This is a genomic window from Halomicrobium zhouii, assembly GCF_900114435.1.
Classification (GTDB): domain Archaea; phylum Halobacteriota; class Halobacteria; order Halobacteriales; family Haloarculaceae; genus Halomicrobium; species Halomicrobium zhouii.
The window spans coordinates 532,411-548,068 of sequence record NZ_FOZK01000001.1; the positions used below are offsets into that span (position 1 = coordinate 532,411).

The following is a 15,658-nucleotide window of genomic DNA, read 5'->3' on the forward strand; positions in this document are numbered from 1 at the left end:
TATCGGGGGATCTGGGCGCTATATCGAACGATCTCGACGGTCAAACCGATCTGAGTATTCGAGCACCGACCCACATTCTATATAGCGAAATGCAATTTACCGCTCTGTTCGCTCGAAATGTGGAATACACAGAATCTCCCCCAGAGAAGGGTTCTATTGGGAATTCGCGGCAGTTCTGGTCACTTCCAGGTTGGCTCTAAATACGCCGAGACTCTGCTTCGTCGAACGCTCGACGTCGCGTCGGACGGGCTCGGTCGCTTCGAAGCTCTGAATTGGTACCGAGGAGCAAGGCGTCGCCGTCCTGAGTCCTGGCCCGCTAACAGGTGGGCTGGTAGCGAATCACGCCCAGGGCGTCCGGGGTGCGGTTCCCGTCCGCGACGTGGGTCACCGGGCCTGTCTCATAGTGGTGGTTGTAACTTTGTACCGGCGTTCGACGGCATCTGCCGCGTCGAACGCCCGCCCGGGCTTAAAACCACCACTATCAGTCCAGAACTGGGGTACGGGCTCGACGCCGATCTCTCCGCGTCGACGATGGGGGTGGTCCTGATTGCGTGCACGCGTGAACGAGAGCGACGAGAGCTCGTGCTCGTGCCAGTCGATTCCGCCGTCCGAGGGCACCGCAGGGCCGGATTCAACCCTTTAGCCGTTCTCGTTTGTCTGGCAGTCTCGAATTCTCGAGGTCTCGGTCCGTCGGTTGCCGGAAACCGCTGTCTCTCGAATGTTCGCAGGCCCCAGCTCTAACCGGTCGAATCGGCGGCCCAGTTCTCTCCAGTTGTGCGGAAGCCCAGTCGAATCTCCTCTGTGGCTTCTAAACCTCCGGAAAGTGTTTCTCGATTCGGTCTATCTCCGTCCCGCGTTCTGCGGTCACGATTTTCTGGTACACCGGGCAGATCGCTACGCGATTTCTCTGGGGAGATCGATGTTGTTTGCCCGGAAGTCTATGTGGCGTGTCATATGCTAACATTTTTTAGATTTTAACTGAACGGCACCTGCACGGCGCCTGGAGGGCGCCGTTCGGGCCACGAACCCCTGCTTCGAGAAGGGATCTGTGGGCTCGGAAACCGCTAGCCGGGGCGGACGAAAGCAATCCGGGTGCGTGTAGTCGGCGCCGGACGGCACCCCAAACTGCAGACGGCGTATCGTCGGGGTGTGATAGGAGCGGCCCGTCCTCTGCCTGAATTCTGGACGTGCGCTTCTGTTCGTAGTTCGAGACACGATTCGTCCCTGCGATCCGTCTTCGTCGCCCGATCTGTGTCCGTTTTCGGGCCGCGATCTTCGATTTCGTATCGCGAAATGAGATATACCGCGATTCGTCGTGCCGGCTACCTTCTTCGATAATTTGTCGGTAGAGTGCCTCTCGTGCCGAATTCTGGCGGTTGGGGTTGGTGAGTTATTGCATACCATGGGGCGGCGCATCGTTCGTCGATCGATTCCTGCACCGTCTCTCGTAGTCCAGATTCGGATTTCGAGTCGAGAGTCAGCGCGACGGCGTGGCGTCGAACTGCGAGTCTCTGGTTCCGGTTCCTCCTCGTTGCACCGCTGTGTTCCCGTCTCGAACCTGGGGTTCAGACGCTTTCCAGCGCTTCTTAGAGTGGTGCGTCTCGTTCGAGGCTGGATCGGTCCCTGGTTCGTCTATGGCGTTCGTTCGGAAACCTGACCGAGCTTTCACGTTTCGTGTGGGTTGGAGTCGTGGATCTGTGGAGTAGAATCCGACCGTCGACGTCGTGCACGATCTTCCCCAAGTGGACGGTGCCCTGTTTCGGGGAGCTCACTGGTGTACCTGCCGAGCCCTTCTCTCGACGGATCCCGCTCGATAACAGTTGTCGCCAGGGCCGATTATAATTCCAAAAATTCAAAGGTAGTTTTAGTCCCATAGCTTAGAAATTTTTACCGAGGGGGCTTCTGGGGCCGAAATTATCCGATTCCGTCGAATAGCGGTGACATCAGGCAATAAACTTCATATTGCTATATAGAAATTGGTTGGGTTGGTTCTACTCGGTTCCAATGCGATAGCTAGAACTGGGCAAGTGTGTTTGAATGACTGATATTGCGAGATGGTATGACCTATCGGATGGGGTTTGGACAGGTATGTTTCCGATCGGCTGGTGATGAGTGGGTATTCTTAAGATTTCTCGGGTCTGATGCGGTCGGTACCTCTCTTCCCCGGTCAATACAGATCAATCACTTAGCGATCGGTGGCTTCCAGGATTGTCGCTGTTAGCACGACGTCAAAGAACTCGAAAGCCCTCGGCGCGCTCGGCTCGTGCGAACCCGCTGTGCGCGCTCGTTCCTCGCGTGCTTACGGGTTCGGACTTCGCCGACCGCACCTCGCCCTTTCAGTCCTCCAGGCTCAGCATCGCTCGCGCCACGGAGGCGCTCGCGATTGACTCCCCACCCCTCCCCGGTCGCGCCTTGCTCACGGCTGGCGCCGTTCGCGGTGAGGTGGCGCTGACGCGCCACCTCGCGGCGCGACACGCTTCCTGACCGCTACGCAACTGCCCGGCCGGGAGCGGCGTTCATGCCGCGACCAGGGGGAGGGCAGGGCTGGGGTGCTGTGCGGGCCTGGAGGATTGAAAGGGCGAGGCGGGCTCCGGGAACCCGGGCGCAGTAAGCACCGCAGCGGAGTCGTTCGAAAGGCGCTTCGCGCCTTTCGTGATGACGAGAGAGCGAAGCTCTCTCGAACCACGAGGAGCGCAGCAAGCCCCGGGACCGGAGCGCGCCGAGGGCTTTCTGGGTGTTGGCGGTTTCCTTTCTTCCAGCACCAGACCCACAGAACCACCCACTCAACTCACACACGTGCTCAACAGCTGGTCAGATAGCGACCGATTCGAACGAGACTGGTACCGCTGGCCGCCGTGGTACCCGTGCAGATGCTGCCGGGTACTGGGCGGGTTCGATCGATGGGCGGGTTCGATCGATTGGACGGGGGTCGAGAAGAGACCTCGAATTCGGACCATCGTCGTGGAATGCCGACGGTCCGGAAGTGTTTGCAAAACTGGTCGCCCTGATCGAGCTGTACCCGAAAGCTCAGCCGCTTTCGTCGACGACGAGTTCGAGCTGGTCGCCGTCCTTCAGGACGTACCGCTCGGGGTCGACAGACTCGCCGTTGACCCGGAACGTGGTCTGGTCCGCGTCGTAGGTCGTCTCGTTGACGGTTATCGAGCCGTTCGTCACGTCGAATTCGTCGAACGAGGAGATGGCGTAGCGCACCGTCAGGTTGGTCGAGTGGGCGTGCCATCGGCTGCCGTCTTCGTCCCCGTGGAAGTGGAAGTAGTCGTCGTTCATCACGTAGCGTTCCTTCGAGAAGTTCACTTCCTCACCCTCGATGCTCGCTTCGAGCGTGCCGTGGGCGTGCGGGTGGCTCGAACTGTACTCCCGGCCCGGGACGGAGACGTTCGCGGTGTGGACCAGGACGTGGACCTCGTCGCCGTCTTCGAGCTGGTACTCGCTGGGGTCCTTGACGACGGTGCCGTCGACGCGGTAGGCCACCGTCGTCCCGTTCGTCGACTCGTTGTACGTCTCGCCGTCGTAGGCCAGCGACTCGGCCGTGGCCTCGACACCGAGCCCGCCCAGTGCGGCCGCGAGGGTCGTCGAGTCGTTCTCGACGTGCCACCGGTGGGTCTCGGTGTCGTTCATCCAGACGCCGTCAGCCCGGTTCGACGTCCACGGGTCGACGTGCGTGTCACTTCCGTCGAGGAGGAGGAGCATTCGACCGGTAATCGCCGACCCGGTCTCGTTCGTCGCGGACGCGTCGTCCGCATCGCCGGCTTCCGTGGCTGCAGTCGTCGTGACCGTCGATTCGGTCGTCTCAGTCGGATCGTTCGTGGACGCGTCGCTGGACTGGAACGGCCCGGAGCAGCCGGCCATCACCACCAGTATCGCGACGACGACCGCGATCCCGTACCTTCGATGAGCGTGTGATCCCATACGTGGCCCACTCGGGCCGGAGCGGTCCTTATTAACGGGGTGGTAATTACGGCGGATCGACACGTCGCAGCGGAACAGCGGGCCAGTCGCAGTTCGGTTCCCTCTCGTGACTATCCCGCCCGTCCGATCCCCTTATCGACCGGATAAGTCCCGGTCCGACTCGCAGGTGTCGCAGGCCGTGACCGGTACGGATCGCGTTCGGGGTGGCTGGAACCGTCACCCAATACTGCAGGGACCGTGGCCCGCGGCGAGTGGGTGTCACCGCTATCCGGTCCGACGTGCGCTCCGGCTACCAGTCGTATAGTTAACTTGTCCGTGGACGGCCGGCCACCATGGACGTCACCACGGCGGGTTCACTGGGGGAAGAGGTACTCGAGGAGGTTTCGACCGCGGTCGTCGCCGACGAGGACGTGCTCAGGACCATCCTGACCGCAGTCGTCGCCCGGGGGCACGTGTTGCTGGAGGACGTACCGGGGACGGGGAAGACGCTGACCGCGCGGAGCTTCGCGACGGCGCTGGGACTCTCGTTCAACCGGATCCAGTTTACCCCTGACCTGCTCCCGACCGACGTGACAGGGACGTACGTGTTCGACGAGCGCGAACGGGAGTTCGAGTTCAACAGCGGGCCGGTGTTCGCCAACGTCGTCCTGGCCGACGAGATCAATCGCGCCTCGCCGAAGACCCAGGCCGCCCTGCTGGAGGCGATGGAGGAGGGCCAGGTCACCGTCGACGGCACGACTCACGACCTCCCGGAACCGTTCGTCGTCATCGCGACCCAGAACCCGGTCGAGCAGGGCGAGGGGACCTTCCCGCTGCCGGAGGCACAGAAAGACCGATTCCTCGTGAAGACCGGCCTGGGCTACCCGGACGAGGCGGGCGAGCGGTCGCTCCTGGACCGGCGCGAGGCGCGCGACCAGCCGACGCCGTCCGCGGGTCGGGTGTTGAGCAGGGACGACGTCCTCCTGCTCCAGCGGGTGCCCGAGCGCCTCCGCGTCGCCGACGACGTCAAGGCGTACCTCGTCGACCTCGTCCGGGCGACGCGCGAGGACCCGCGGGTGTCGGTCGGCGTCTCGCCCCGGGGGTGTCAGCGGCTGTTCGAGGTGTGTCGTGCCAGGGCCGCCCTCGACGGGCGCGAGTACGCGACGCCCGACGACGTGAAAGCCGTCGCGCCGGCCGTCGTCACCCACCGGCTGGTGCTGACGCCCGACGCGACCGTGGAGGACACGACGCGGTCCGACGTCGTCGCCGACCTCCTGAAGCAGGTGACGGTTCCACGGCCCACGCCCGAGGGACAGCGGTAGGGTAAAACGCACACCCGGTCACGTACGGCGAGCGCACGGTCACGGACGGAGCGCGACGACGAGCAGGAGCAGGGCGACCGCCGTCGCGGTGAAGCCCGCGAACGACGGCGTTCCGGTCGCGACGGTGCGGGTGGCGTAGACGCCGCCGACGGCGGCGACGGCGACCAGCCCAGTCGCCCCGACGTGGACGAGTTCCAGCCGCCAGGTCGTCGCCGACCGGCCCAGCTGTTCGCCCAGGCCGATGGCCTGCTCGCCGGCGTCCCAGGCCACGACGCTGGCCGCCGTCGCACCGAGGAGGACGGCCGGAGCGGCCGAGCGGAAGAAGCCGGCCAGCAGGACGGTGAGGAACACCGATCCCACGCCGAGTTTGACGAGGGTTCGCGACCCACTGCCGCGGACGGGGACGAGCGCCGCCGCGAGCACCGGCACGCCGAGCATGGCGGGGAGGGACTGTATCGCCGCGCTCGGCCCCGGTGCCCGGCCGAGGAAGGCGACGACGCCGACGAGGCAGCCCACGAATCCGAGGCCGGCCAGCACGAGACTCCACCGTTTCCGTCCCCGACGCCACAAAGTGAAACCGGCCGCGATACCGGCCAGTCCGGCCAGTTCTATCGCCATCCCGGTCCGGACCGCACCGCTGCCGAGCACCAGCGCGACACCACTGGCGACGAGCACGGCGAGGGTCCCGCTCGATGTCGCCGGCCGCCGTCGAACGGGCTGAGCGCTCACTGCTGGGCCCCCATGGCGTCGGTGACCGCGACCGACAGCGGCCGGTCGGGGTCCCAGTCGACGACGCGAACGCCGGCACGGCGGAGCGTTCGGTGGCGGTGGTCGCGTTCGATACGGGCCAGCGTCCGCCCGCCGCCGTCGGCGTCGGTGACGTCCGGCGACAGAACGCTGACGGGCGTCTCCTCCGCTTCGAACCGGCGAACGGTCTCGACGACGTCGTCGTCAAGCAGCGGTGAGAGGACGAGCAACTGGTCGCCGTTCTCGAGCCGGGCCTGGAGGGCCTTCGCCTGGTCCGCCACGGGCGGTGCGTCGTCGGGCGGCCGGGCCCCGAAGGTGGCGTGGTCGGCCAGCCGTTGCTGGACGCGGAGCGCGTGGTTGCGGCCGGTTCCCGGCTCGAGCCAGCAGGGCTCCCGGCCGAAGGCCGCGAGACCGACGTGGTTCCGGTTGTCGACGATGGCTCTGGCGAGTTGGCCGGCGGCGGCGACGGCGTACGAGACGGCGTGGGGATCTCCCTCGGGCGCCCGGTAGGCGACCGGCCGGGCGTCGACGACGAGGATAACGCGGGTCGCCTGCTCCTTCCTGAACTCGATGGTCGTCAGGTCGCCCGTGCTCGCGTAGCGGTTCCAGTCGACCCGGCTGAGCGCGTCGCCACGCCGGTACTCGCGGGTCTGGTGGAACTCGGTGCCGGCGCCGCTGTCGTCGGCGAGGACGCGGCCGACGGCTTCGAGCGTCCGACCACGTAACGGCGCCGCCGGGACGTCGGTCGTACAGTCGACCGTGGTCCCGTCGTCGGCGCCGATCTCTACTTCCCAGGACCCGCCGACGTCGCGCGCGACGACGGTCGCCGGCTCGAAACGGTGCCGACCACGCCGTGCCGCGACGGTGTAGCTGAGTGTGGTCGACTCACCCGGCCGCAACACCGTCCCGTGGCGCGGCGCCCCCTCGACCACCGCGAGCGCGGGCGGGACGCCGTCCACGATTCGCAGGTCGAACAGCGTCCGGTCGCCGACGTTCGTGACGGTCGTGCGCACGTCTACCTGATCACCGTGGCTCGGGCTTGCCTCGTCGAGGCGCCGGTCGAGTTCGACCGCCGGCGACGGTGGCGACGTGACGCGCGCGTACGCGACGAAGACGACGCCGACGACGGCGCTCGACAGGAGTGCGGGCCGCTTTGCGACCAGAGCGAGTCCACCCGCGACGAGCGTGACCGCGAGCACGCCGCGCCACCGGCGGGTCGGTGAGGGGTCAGTCATCGATCGGTCTCCTCGCCCGCTCCGTCGTCCACGTCTTCCCCGCCGACGCCGGCGACGTCGGCGATGGCCGAGACGGTCCGCTCTGCGCGATAGTGCGTCGGCGTCTGGCGGCCCACTAGCAGTTCGAACCACTCCTCCTCATTCGTCGCGTCCGTCTGCTCGGCGAGATACGCCGCCGCCACGCCGTCGGCCGTCCAGGTTCCCTCGGCGACACGCCGGGCGGCCGTCTCCCGGTCGCAGTCGTCGGTGACTGCCACCGCCTCGACAGCGGTCCGGCGGAGCCGCTCCTGGACTGCCGCCCGGTGGTCGCGACCCGCACCCGGGAGTAGACACCGCCAGTCGGCCGCCATCTCGTCGAACGACTCGCCGGGGGCGGGGACTGCGACGGCCCGCTCGGGGTCGGGCGTCGCCGCCTGGGTCGCCGCCTCGCGGCTGGTGACGAACGCGGCGACGCCGACGACGAACGCCACCAGGCCGATGACCGCGACCAGCAGGTACTCGCTACCGAACAGCGTCAGGAGCGCGTTCACCGTTCCGCGGACGGGACCGTCGGCGACGACGGCCACGGCGAGGACGAGCAACCCGGCGAGTCCCAGCAGGACCCGGCCGACGGGCGCGACGCGGTTTTCGGGCGAGGGAGCGGCCGTCACTGTCGCTCTCCTCCGTCCGTCGTCGGCACCGACCGTTGCAGGCACTCGCGGGCCCGCTCGACGCGGTCGCTCGTCGTGACGGCGCTGCCGTAGCGGACCCGCTGGAACAGGTCGGTGAGTTCCTCGACGGCGTCGCGGTCGAACCCGTCAGCTTCGAGCCGGTCCGCACACTCGCTCGGCGTCATGCCGGGGTCGATGGCGACGTCACCACGCTCGGCCATCTCGACCCAGACTCGTTCGATCTCGTTCGCCGGCGGCTCGAACGTCGGTCCGTCCGTCGACCCGGCGGTACCGAATCGCTCCCCGCCGCCATGGTCGCCGACCACCCGGCCGAGGAGTCGCTCCCGGTAACGGACCGCGAGCCACCCGAGGGTACCCACCGCGCCGACGACGCCGAGGCCCAGCACGCCGGACAGCAGGTCCCGTGCCGTCGCCAGCCAGTCGCGTTGCTCGTCCTGGGTCGTCAGTCCAGTTCCCTCACCGGACTGGCTCGATCCACTGTCGCTGTCGCTGGCGTCGGCCGACTGGGCCGCCGATCGGTCCGCCGCCTGGTCCGTCGCCGTCCGCGTGCTACTGGCGTCACTACTCGCGTCGCCATCCTGTTCTCCCGTGTCCGAATTCTGGCTCTCCGCGGCGGCAGGCGCGCCCTCCCCGTTCTGGTCGCTGCTCGACGACTCTCCCTCCGCTCCGCTGCCGGACTGGTACGCGTCTTTCAGTTCGCCGGTGTCGTCGTCGGAGAGCGGGAGTTCGTCCGCGCCGACGTCGAACTCGTCTTCCGGGCTCCCGGAGACGGTGGCGTCGAGCGACGAGGAGAGCGTCACCAGCGCGAAACAACAGCAGGCCGCACAGAGAACGACGACCACTCGCTCGCGGTTCATCGCTCCATCTCGGCCGGTCCTCGTCGGCCCGCATCGATCCCTGTTCGGTCCGTCGATACTGTCGCCCCACGGCCCCACCACCCCTCTTCCGTCGATTCGGTGGGCCCGCCCCCCTCGGAGTCCGAACGGCGTCCGTCGGTCATCTAACCGACAGATTGGCCGCCGATACCGTACTTATGCGGGGGGTAAGCGGGGCATACCCGATGGATAGTAATCCCCGATGGTCGCGTGGGTGTGAGCGAACACTATGCAGACGACTTCGACGCGCACCGTCGTGACGCTCGTCTTCGCAGGCGCCCTGGTCCTCATGGCCGGGTGTTCCGGGATCGGTCTCGGTGACGGCGACGTCGGTGCATCATCGACCGAGGGAACGGCCGAGAACGTCACGGACGACCGAACCGAGGCGACGGCCACCGAGAGCGAATCGACCTCGGACGACGGGCATAGCCACGACGGCCACAGCCACGACGGCCACAGCCACGGCGGTGACGACGCCGGGAACGAGACCGGCGACGACGCGGACGCCGACTCAGCGCCTGCCAACGCGTCGCTGGCAGAACTGGACGGGAAGATGACTATCGCGGTCGACGGCTCCGAACTCGACCTCCAGGACCGGGACCGAGACGGTGACGCGTTCGGCGTCGCCGAGTCCGACGAGCACACCTGGACCGCCAACGACTCCGATATGACGCTCGCGGCAGCCCTGTCGGGTCTCGACGTGAACGCAACCGAGTCCACACTCGCGGTCGACGGCGAGCGCTACACCGAGTCGACCGAGGGGACGACGGTGAGTTACCGCGTCGACGGCGAGTCGGTCGACCCCGAGGCGTACGTCCTCGAAGACGCCGACATGGTCTGGATAACCGTCACCACGGCGGAGACGAACGTGTCTGGCCCGGGAACCTACATCAAGGCCGCCCAGCAACACGCACACGGCGAGATGCGCTTCGTCGTCGAAGGCGAGGAACTCGACTTCTCGAAGGAGAAGTACCAGGCGGGCCACCGGCACTTCCACTACGAGCACGGGGACGGTGAGATCTGGCACGCCCACTCCACGTCGATCACACTTTCGTACGCGCTCTCGACGCTCGAGGGGATCCACGCGGCGGACGGCGTCGTCGAGTACAACGGAACGACGTACGACCCCGCGGACGACGACACGACGGTCGAGGTCACCGTCAACGACGAACCGGTCGATATGGACGAGTACGTGATGAAGGACGGCGACTCGGTTCGCATCGTCGTCGAATCGACGGGGTGATCCGGGGTCGGTGACGATGCGTCCTGGCGCCGAAAGCGGCCACATCGGTCGGGCTATCGAGGATGCTTGACCGCGACGAAGCCCCCAGACGACGTGCGAGCGGCGTCCGAGCCGCGAGCGAGGCGCTCTCCGCCGCAGCCTCGCCGCAGGCAGTCGCGGACGTGCTCGTCGAGGTAGTGACTGCCATCCGGGGAATCGACGGCGCCGCAGCGTTCCTGGTGGACGGGACGGCGGGCAGTCTCCGGGAGACGGCCAGCACGTTCGACCGGGACGACCGGTCACTGGCCGACGGGATCGGGACTATCGCCCGGGACGCCTACCTGGATGGCGACCCGGTCGTCTGTACCGAACTGAACACCGATAGCGGGACGGCCGCCAGCGCGACCATCGAACCGCTCGGCGGCTACGGCACCCTCGTCTCCGTCACCGGTGGGGCCACCGTCGATGGTGAATCCAGGACGCTTCTCACGTCGCTCGCGGCGGTCGCCACGCACCGACTCGAACGGATCGAATGCGAGCGTGGGCTTCGCCGGTGTACGCGAGACCGCCAGCGCGATAGTGCCCGCCTCGCCCGGTTCGACGACGTGACCGACGTGGTGTTCGGGCTCGAACGTGCAGTGACCGCCGCGACGTGCCGGGCGGACATCGAACGAGCAGTCTGTGAACGGCTCGCGGCGAGCGAGGGCGTCGCCTTCGCGTGGATCGGTCACGTCGGTCCGGACGACGAACGGGTCGTCCCGGCAGCGACCGCCGGCCGCGAGCGGGGCTACCTCGATGCGGTCGACCGCACGCTCACGTCGTCGAACTCCGAGCCCGCAGTCGTCGCGGCCCGCGACCGCGAGGCAACGACCGTCGGTACCGTCGCCAGCGGACGCCGGTCGGCGTCGTGGCGGCGCGAAGCGCTCGCCCGGGACGTGCAGTCGGCCCAGGCGGTTCCGCTCACCGTCGACGACCGGTTCGCCGGGGTCCTCGCGGTGTACTCGGCAGACGACAGCGCCGGGACCGACCTGTGGCGGCGGACGCTGGACCACGTCGCAGCGGTCGTCACCCACGCCGTCGGGTCCCTCGACCGCAAGCGGGCGTTGCTCTCCGACGCGGTCGTCGAACTGGAGTTACAGCTGGTCGGCGGTGACGACGTCTTCGGACGGATCGCACGGGCGGCGGAGACCGACCTCCGACTCGACGGGGTGACCACGAGCAACGGCCAGCTCGTTCTGTTTCTGACGACCGCCAGCGGTGGCGACGGTTCGGTCGAGTCCACGCTCGCCGGCGACCCGGCGGTCGCTTCGGTGAAACCGGTGCGCCGGGACGACGCCGACTGCCTCGAGGTGCTCTTGCGCGAGGAGTGGCTCCTGTCGCACTTCGTCGAGGCCGGCGCGGTTCCCCAGTCGGTGGAGGCAACTGCGGACGGGACGCGTGTCGTCCTGACACTTCCGACCGACGCGGACGTCGAGGGGTTCGTCGACTCGCTCGAACGGCGGTACGACCAGGTAGGCCTCCGGTCGCGACGCGAGCGGACCCGGCCGGTCGCCCGTGAGCAGCACGTCTGGGCGAAACTCGAGGAGTCCCTCACCGACCGGCAACTGGAGACGCTCCGGACGGCGTATCTGAGCGGCTACTTCGAGTGGCCCCGTGAGAGCACGGGCGAGGAAGTCGCCCAGTTGCTGGACATCTCGCAACCGACGTTCAGTCGCCACCTCCGGACCGCCGAGCGCAAGCTGCTGTCGCTGCTATTCGTCGTCGAACAGTCATGAAGGCTCGATCGTTTCGGAAGCTAGCATGCTAGCGTAACCGATCGCTTCTGGTACGAACAGTGTAGCGAGAAAATCCATTAGAGGGAATCCACATGTGGGCCCATGTGGAACTCTGCCGGCGATCCGATGGATTCCGACGCCAGGGCAGACGACGCCGATCGGCGTGACGAGCCATCCGACTCGGAGGTGGTCCTGTGTTCGCTCGGGAGTGCCCGGGACGACGACCCGGTCGTCGCCAAACTTGCCGTCTCACACCGCGACGTCGTGCTGGGCGAGGCCATCCGTGCTGCGCCGTCGGTCACAGTCGAACCGAACTACCGGACGACCGACGGCGGCGCCGCCGTCCTCGTGTTTACTGCCGCAGGCGAATCTATCGTCGAGTTCGACGCGGCGCTGTCGACGGACCACACCGTCCGCGACCCGCAACTCCTGGCGAGAACCGACGACGCCTGCACGTACCGCGTTCGGTTTAGCTCCGAGGCGTTGCAGTTCTCACCGGTGTTCGCCGATCTCGGGGCGCTCCTGTACGACGTCCGGACGGCGGGTCGAAGCTGGTCGTTTCACGTCCGCTTTCCGTCGCACGAGGCCTTCGCGTCCTTTCGGAACTTCTGTTCGAGTCACGAAGTGACGCTTCGGCTCTTCAAACTCTCTGCGGACGAACAGCACACGCGTGGTGACGACCTCGGGTTGACCGCGAGCCAGTGGGACACGCTCTCGACCGCCCACGAGATGGGCTACTTCGAGGTGCCACGCGGCGCGACACAGGAGGAACTCGCCAGGCAGCTGGACATCTCGCCGTCGGCCGTCTCCCAGCGCATCCGTCGCGCGACGAACCAGTTGCTCGCCGAGACGCTGGCGTCCTCCAGGTTCCGGACTCGGTTTTGACTACCGACCGAACTGTGAGTGGCCGGGCTCGAACGACGAGCGAAGCGAGTCTTTCGGCGTCCAGTCGAAGCTGGTGAGACTGGGGTCGGAAGATAAAGGCAGCGAGTTTACCGGCAGGACTTTATTGTGTTGGGTATCGTGAAAATATAAAGATAATCCCGGGCAGTAGGCACTCCAGTTCACGTCAGTTTTCCACGATTAATCGGTAACTAATCGATCCCTACCTGGCTTAATGACCTCTTAAACACTGGAGTGGGACAGGCCAAGGGTATTGCGAGAAAGTACACAAGAGTCACATGCCGTGACGAAGGAAGACAACCGGAGTTCGGAAACTCGCGAGACGGACGCACCGACCGATCACAGTACTACGACATTTTCCCGCCGGAGCTATCTTCGGGGACTGGGCGCAGCCGGGCTGGCTGGTGGCCTCGTTCAGCGCGGCGGGTTGGTTGGTGCGGCTGCGGCCGCAGACCCGAGCCAGTACGCCGACCGATTCGAGACCGTCGTCGACGTCGTCGACGCAGGCGCGGACAACTCCGGCCAGGAACCGGTGTCGTCCGTGCTGCAGGAACACCTGGACGACGACACGCTGCTGGCGTTCCCCCCTGGTCGATACTACATGGACGAGCAGGTCCGTTTCACGGACTTCGACAACGTCGGACTGGTCGGGGACGACGCGACGCTCGTGCCGGCGAACTTCCACGACTTCGACGGGCCGCAGTATCGGCTCTTCCGCCTCGGGACCCACTACAGTCCCGGGACGGACCTGCTGGTGGTGGGATTCACCGTCGACCAGACCGCGCCGGACACCGGAATCCGCGTCGTCGATGCGGTGGTCGACGACGGCCTGCACGTCGAGGACGTCTACGTCGACGGACGTCACGACAGCGGTACCTTCGGGCCAGGCCGGTTCAACGTACTCGACGCTGGAGGGGACGGTCTCGTCAGACGGTTCAGGGCTCCCGACGGTGGCCAGTGGGAGAGCGAGACGCCCAACGCCGGTAACATCTGGCGCGGGCCGACCGGTATCCTCGCGAACATGACCGCGGGCACGCTCCGGTTCGAGGACTGCGAACTCGGTGGCTTCCCGGACAACGGTCTCTACGCGTCCGGCGGGTCCGGCCGGATCATCGTCGACGGTGGTCACTACCGGAACAGCAACGCGCCGAACATCCGGGTCGGCGGGGCGAAGGCCGTCGTTCGAGGCGTCACGGTGACGGTCGACGAGACGCCCGCCGTCGGGTTCGACGACCAGCGCGGTATCCGGCTGCAGAACGCCGCCGACGCGGAAATTCTGCAGACGACGGTCGACGTCCGGGTCGACCAGGGGGTCACCGCCATCCACGTTCCCGGTTCGGCCGGGACGGTCTGGATCGAAGACGTGGACGTGACCGTCGATTCGTCGGTCGGCAACACGGCGATCTCGGTCTCCCCCGACGCGGGGAAGACGACGGTGTACAGCTCGACTATTGACATGAGCGCACCCGGTGGGTACGGCATCGTCTTCGAGGGGCCCGATGCGTCGGCCTCTGCCCACGTCGAGAGTGTGGACATCGTCGGTGACGTGGGGGACGAGGGCGCCCGCGCAGCGATCCGGAACACGCGCGACGACGTCGATTTCAGGGCCGTCTCCATCGACCAGCCCGGGGGCCAGAAGCGCTACGGCCTGGTCAACCTCGGGGACGACTGCCTCGTGTACAAGTCGAACGTCCGGACCGCGAACTACCCACTGCTCGAGGCCGGCACCGGGACCCACGTCGAGGACAACTACGCCAACTCCTACGGCGACCGCGAGGCCATCGCGCTCCACGACGACAGCGAAGACGTCTACCTGAAGAACAATCGCCTCCGGGGCGGTATCAGGGACGCCGGCTCTGCCGGGCTGAAGCTGGTCGGCAACGAGTTCTAGACTGGTTTTTCCTCACAGTAGCGTCGGACCCGTACCACGACGCTAGACGATCGACGGCTTGCTCGCTGGTTCGTCGTTTCTGACTCGCCGAGCGACGTCCCCCATCGTTTCGACGGTCACGTCTGTCTCTCGACGGGCGCGGTCGACGGTCGCGAGCACCCGTTTCATCCGTTCCCGGTCGTGTTCGTCGACGACGTTGTGGGGGTGGAGCCAGAGGTGGAGGACACCGTCCGTTTCCCGGAGCGCTTCGATCCCCAGGCGGACGGCATCCACGATGGGGTCGTCGTGGACCCCCTCGATGATTCTTCGTACGAGGCCTTCGAAGCAGAATAGATACAGCGAAGCGGGGACGTTCACGAGCCCGTACTCGTCGACGGCCGGTCTCACGATCGGGGGAGAGTTCCGGGTTCTGAGGCCGTTCCAGAGCTTCTCGACGGGCCCCCGATCGGCAGGTGCCGAGCCCCGATAGCAGGCGAATCCATGTTCCGCGAGTAACTCGCGGTACCCGACCTCGTTCACCGGAAAAACGAACGATCGTGGTTCGGTACCGTACGGTGCGAGCGTCTCGGCAGCGGCCGCACACTCCGACTCGGCCAGGTCCCGGTTCATGCGTTCGTGGGCGAAGTGGACGTGGCTGAAGCCGTGACTCGCCAGTTCGTGGTCGGCGTCGGCGTCTGCGACCTGGTCGACCAGTCCGTTGGCGAACCACGCGTCGTCCCTCGGAATGCCGGCGGGGGCGTCGACGCAACACTGCGATCCGGCCGGATGGTTGGTGTGACCGCCCGCACAGTCTTCGAGAAACAGGTGCCCGACGACCGCCCACGTCGCGGGAATCTCGTACTCGTCGAAGAGTCCGAGGAGGTCGGTCCACGCGGACCGAGCGTCACGGATTCGCGCGGCGGGAAGCGGCCGCTCGTGGTGGAACCCCCACCCGAGCTCGGCGTCGAGAGAGATAACGACTGATCCCATTACCGGATCCGACCACGCCGCCGGCCAAGGTTATGGATGTGATAAAACGCCGTAGTGCGGGACTCTCATCCGTGATGGCCCCACCGCGTTTCGGCGAAACGGTTGACGGAGCCGACGCAGACGTATGCGGCTCTGCCACGAG

11 protein-coding genes are annotated in these 15,658 nt (G+C 66.5%); 5 read left to right on the forward strand and 6 right to left on the reverse strand.

The window, feature by feature from the left end:
* Nucleotides 1–3,027 precede the first annotated feature (3,027 nt).
* The gene (locus tag BM337_RS02575) at nt 3,028–3,927 is read right to left on the reverse strand and encodes a hypothetical protein (protein WP_089813614.1); all 900 of its coding nucleotides are present in this window, start codon (nt 3,925–3,927) and stop codon (nt 3,028–3,030) included.
* Between the two features lie 332 nt (nt 3,928–4,259).
* Here BM337_RS02575 and BM337_RS02580 point away from each other — a divergent pair, with 332 nt between their 5' ends.
* Nucleotides 4,260–5,228: an AAA family ATPase gene (locus tag BM337_RS02580; protein ID WP_089813616.1), complete on the forward strand. Its 969-nt coding sequence runs from the start codon at nt 4,260–4,262 to the stop codon at nt 5,226–5,228.
* Between the two features lie 39 nt (nt 5,229–5,267).
* On the opposite strand, the gene BM337_RS02585 is transcribed toward BM337_RS02580, so the two are convergent.
* From BM337_RS02585 to BM337_RS21365, 4 genes are read right to left on the reverse strand one after another with little or no spacing between them, the layout of a single operon-like run.
* Nucleotides 5,268–5,957, reverse strand: a complete 690-nt coding sequence (locus BM337_RS02585; protein WP_143117620.1) for a DUF7519 family protein — start codon at nt 5,955–5,957, stop codon at nt 5,268–5,270.
* The gene (locus tag BM337_RS02590) at nt 5,954–7,210 is read right to left on the reverse strand and encodes a DUF58 domain-containing protein (protein ID WP_089813621.1); all 1,257 of its coding nucleotides are present in this window, start codon (nt 7,208–7,210) and stop codon (nt 5,954–5,956) included. Before BM337_RS02590 ends, BM337_RS02585 begins: the two co-directional genes overlap by 4 nt.
* A complete protein-coding gene (locus tag BM337_RS02595; protein WP_089813622.1) occupies nt 7,207–7,860 on the reverse strand; it encodes a DUF7269 family protein in 654 nt (217 codons plus the stop codon). The genes BM337_RS02590 and BM337_RS02595 overlap by 4 nt, the downstream gene beginning before the upstream one ends.
* On the reverse strand, nt 7,857–8,738 hold the full coding sequence (locus BM337_RS21365) for a DUF4129 domain-containing protein (RefSeq protein WP_089813624.1): 882 nt from the start codon (nt 8,736–8,738) through the stop codon (nt 7,857–7,859). Before BM337_RS21365 ends, BM337_RS02595 begins: the two co-directional genes overlap by 4 nt.
* Nucleotides 8,739–8,985: 247 nt before the next feature.
* Between BM337_RS21365 and BM337_RS02605 the strand changes: the two genes are divergently transcribed.
* The 4 genes from BM337_RS02605 to BM337_RS02620 all read left to right on the forward strand — a co-directional run bounded on the left by BM337_RS02605 (nt 8,986) and on the right by BM337_RS02620 (nt 14,547).
* Entirely contained in the window at nt 8,986–9,999 is a 1,014-nt protein-coding gene (locus BM337_RS02605) for a hypothetical protein (RefSeq protein WP_089813626.1), read from the forward strand.
* A 62-nt stretch (nt 10,000–10,061) separates the two neighbouring features.
* Nucleotides 10,062–11,753: a bacterio-opsin activator domain-containing protein gene (locus BM337_RS02610; RefSeq protein WP_089813627.1), complete on the forward strand. Its 1,692-nt coding sequence runs from the start codon at nt 10,062–10,064 to the stop codon at nt 11,751–11,753.
* A 102-nt stretch (nt 11,754–11,855) separates the two neighbouring features.
* Nucleotides 11,856–12,638: a helix-turn-helix domain-containing protein gene (locus BM337_RS02615; protein WP_089813629.1), complete on the forward strand. Its 783-nt coding sequence runs from the start codon at nt 11,856–11,858 to the stop codon at nt 12,636–12,638.
* 301 nt (nt 12,639–12,939) lie between these two features.
* The gene (locus BM337_RS02620) at nt 12,940–14,547 is read left to right on the forward strand and encodes a hypothetical protein (protein ID WP_218155505.1); all 1,608 of its coding nucleotides are present in this window, start codon (nt 12,940–12,942) and stop codon (nt 14,545–14,547) included.
* Between the two features lie 42 nt (nt 14,548–14,589).
* Here BM337_RS02620 and BM337_RS02625 read toward each other — a convergent pair whose 3' ends face one another.
* Entirely contained in the window at nt 14,590–15,516 is a 927-nt protein-coding gene (locus BM337_RS02625; protein WP_089813631.1) for a polysaccharide deacetylase family protein, read from the reverse strand.
* Between the last annotated feature and the right edge of the window lie 142 nt (nt 15,517–15,658).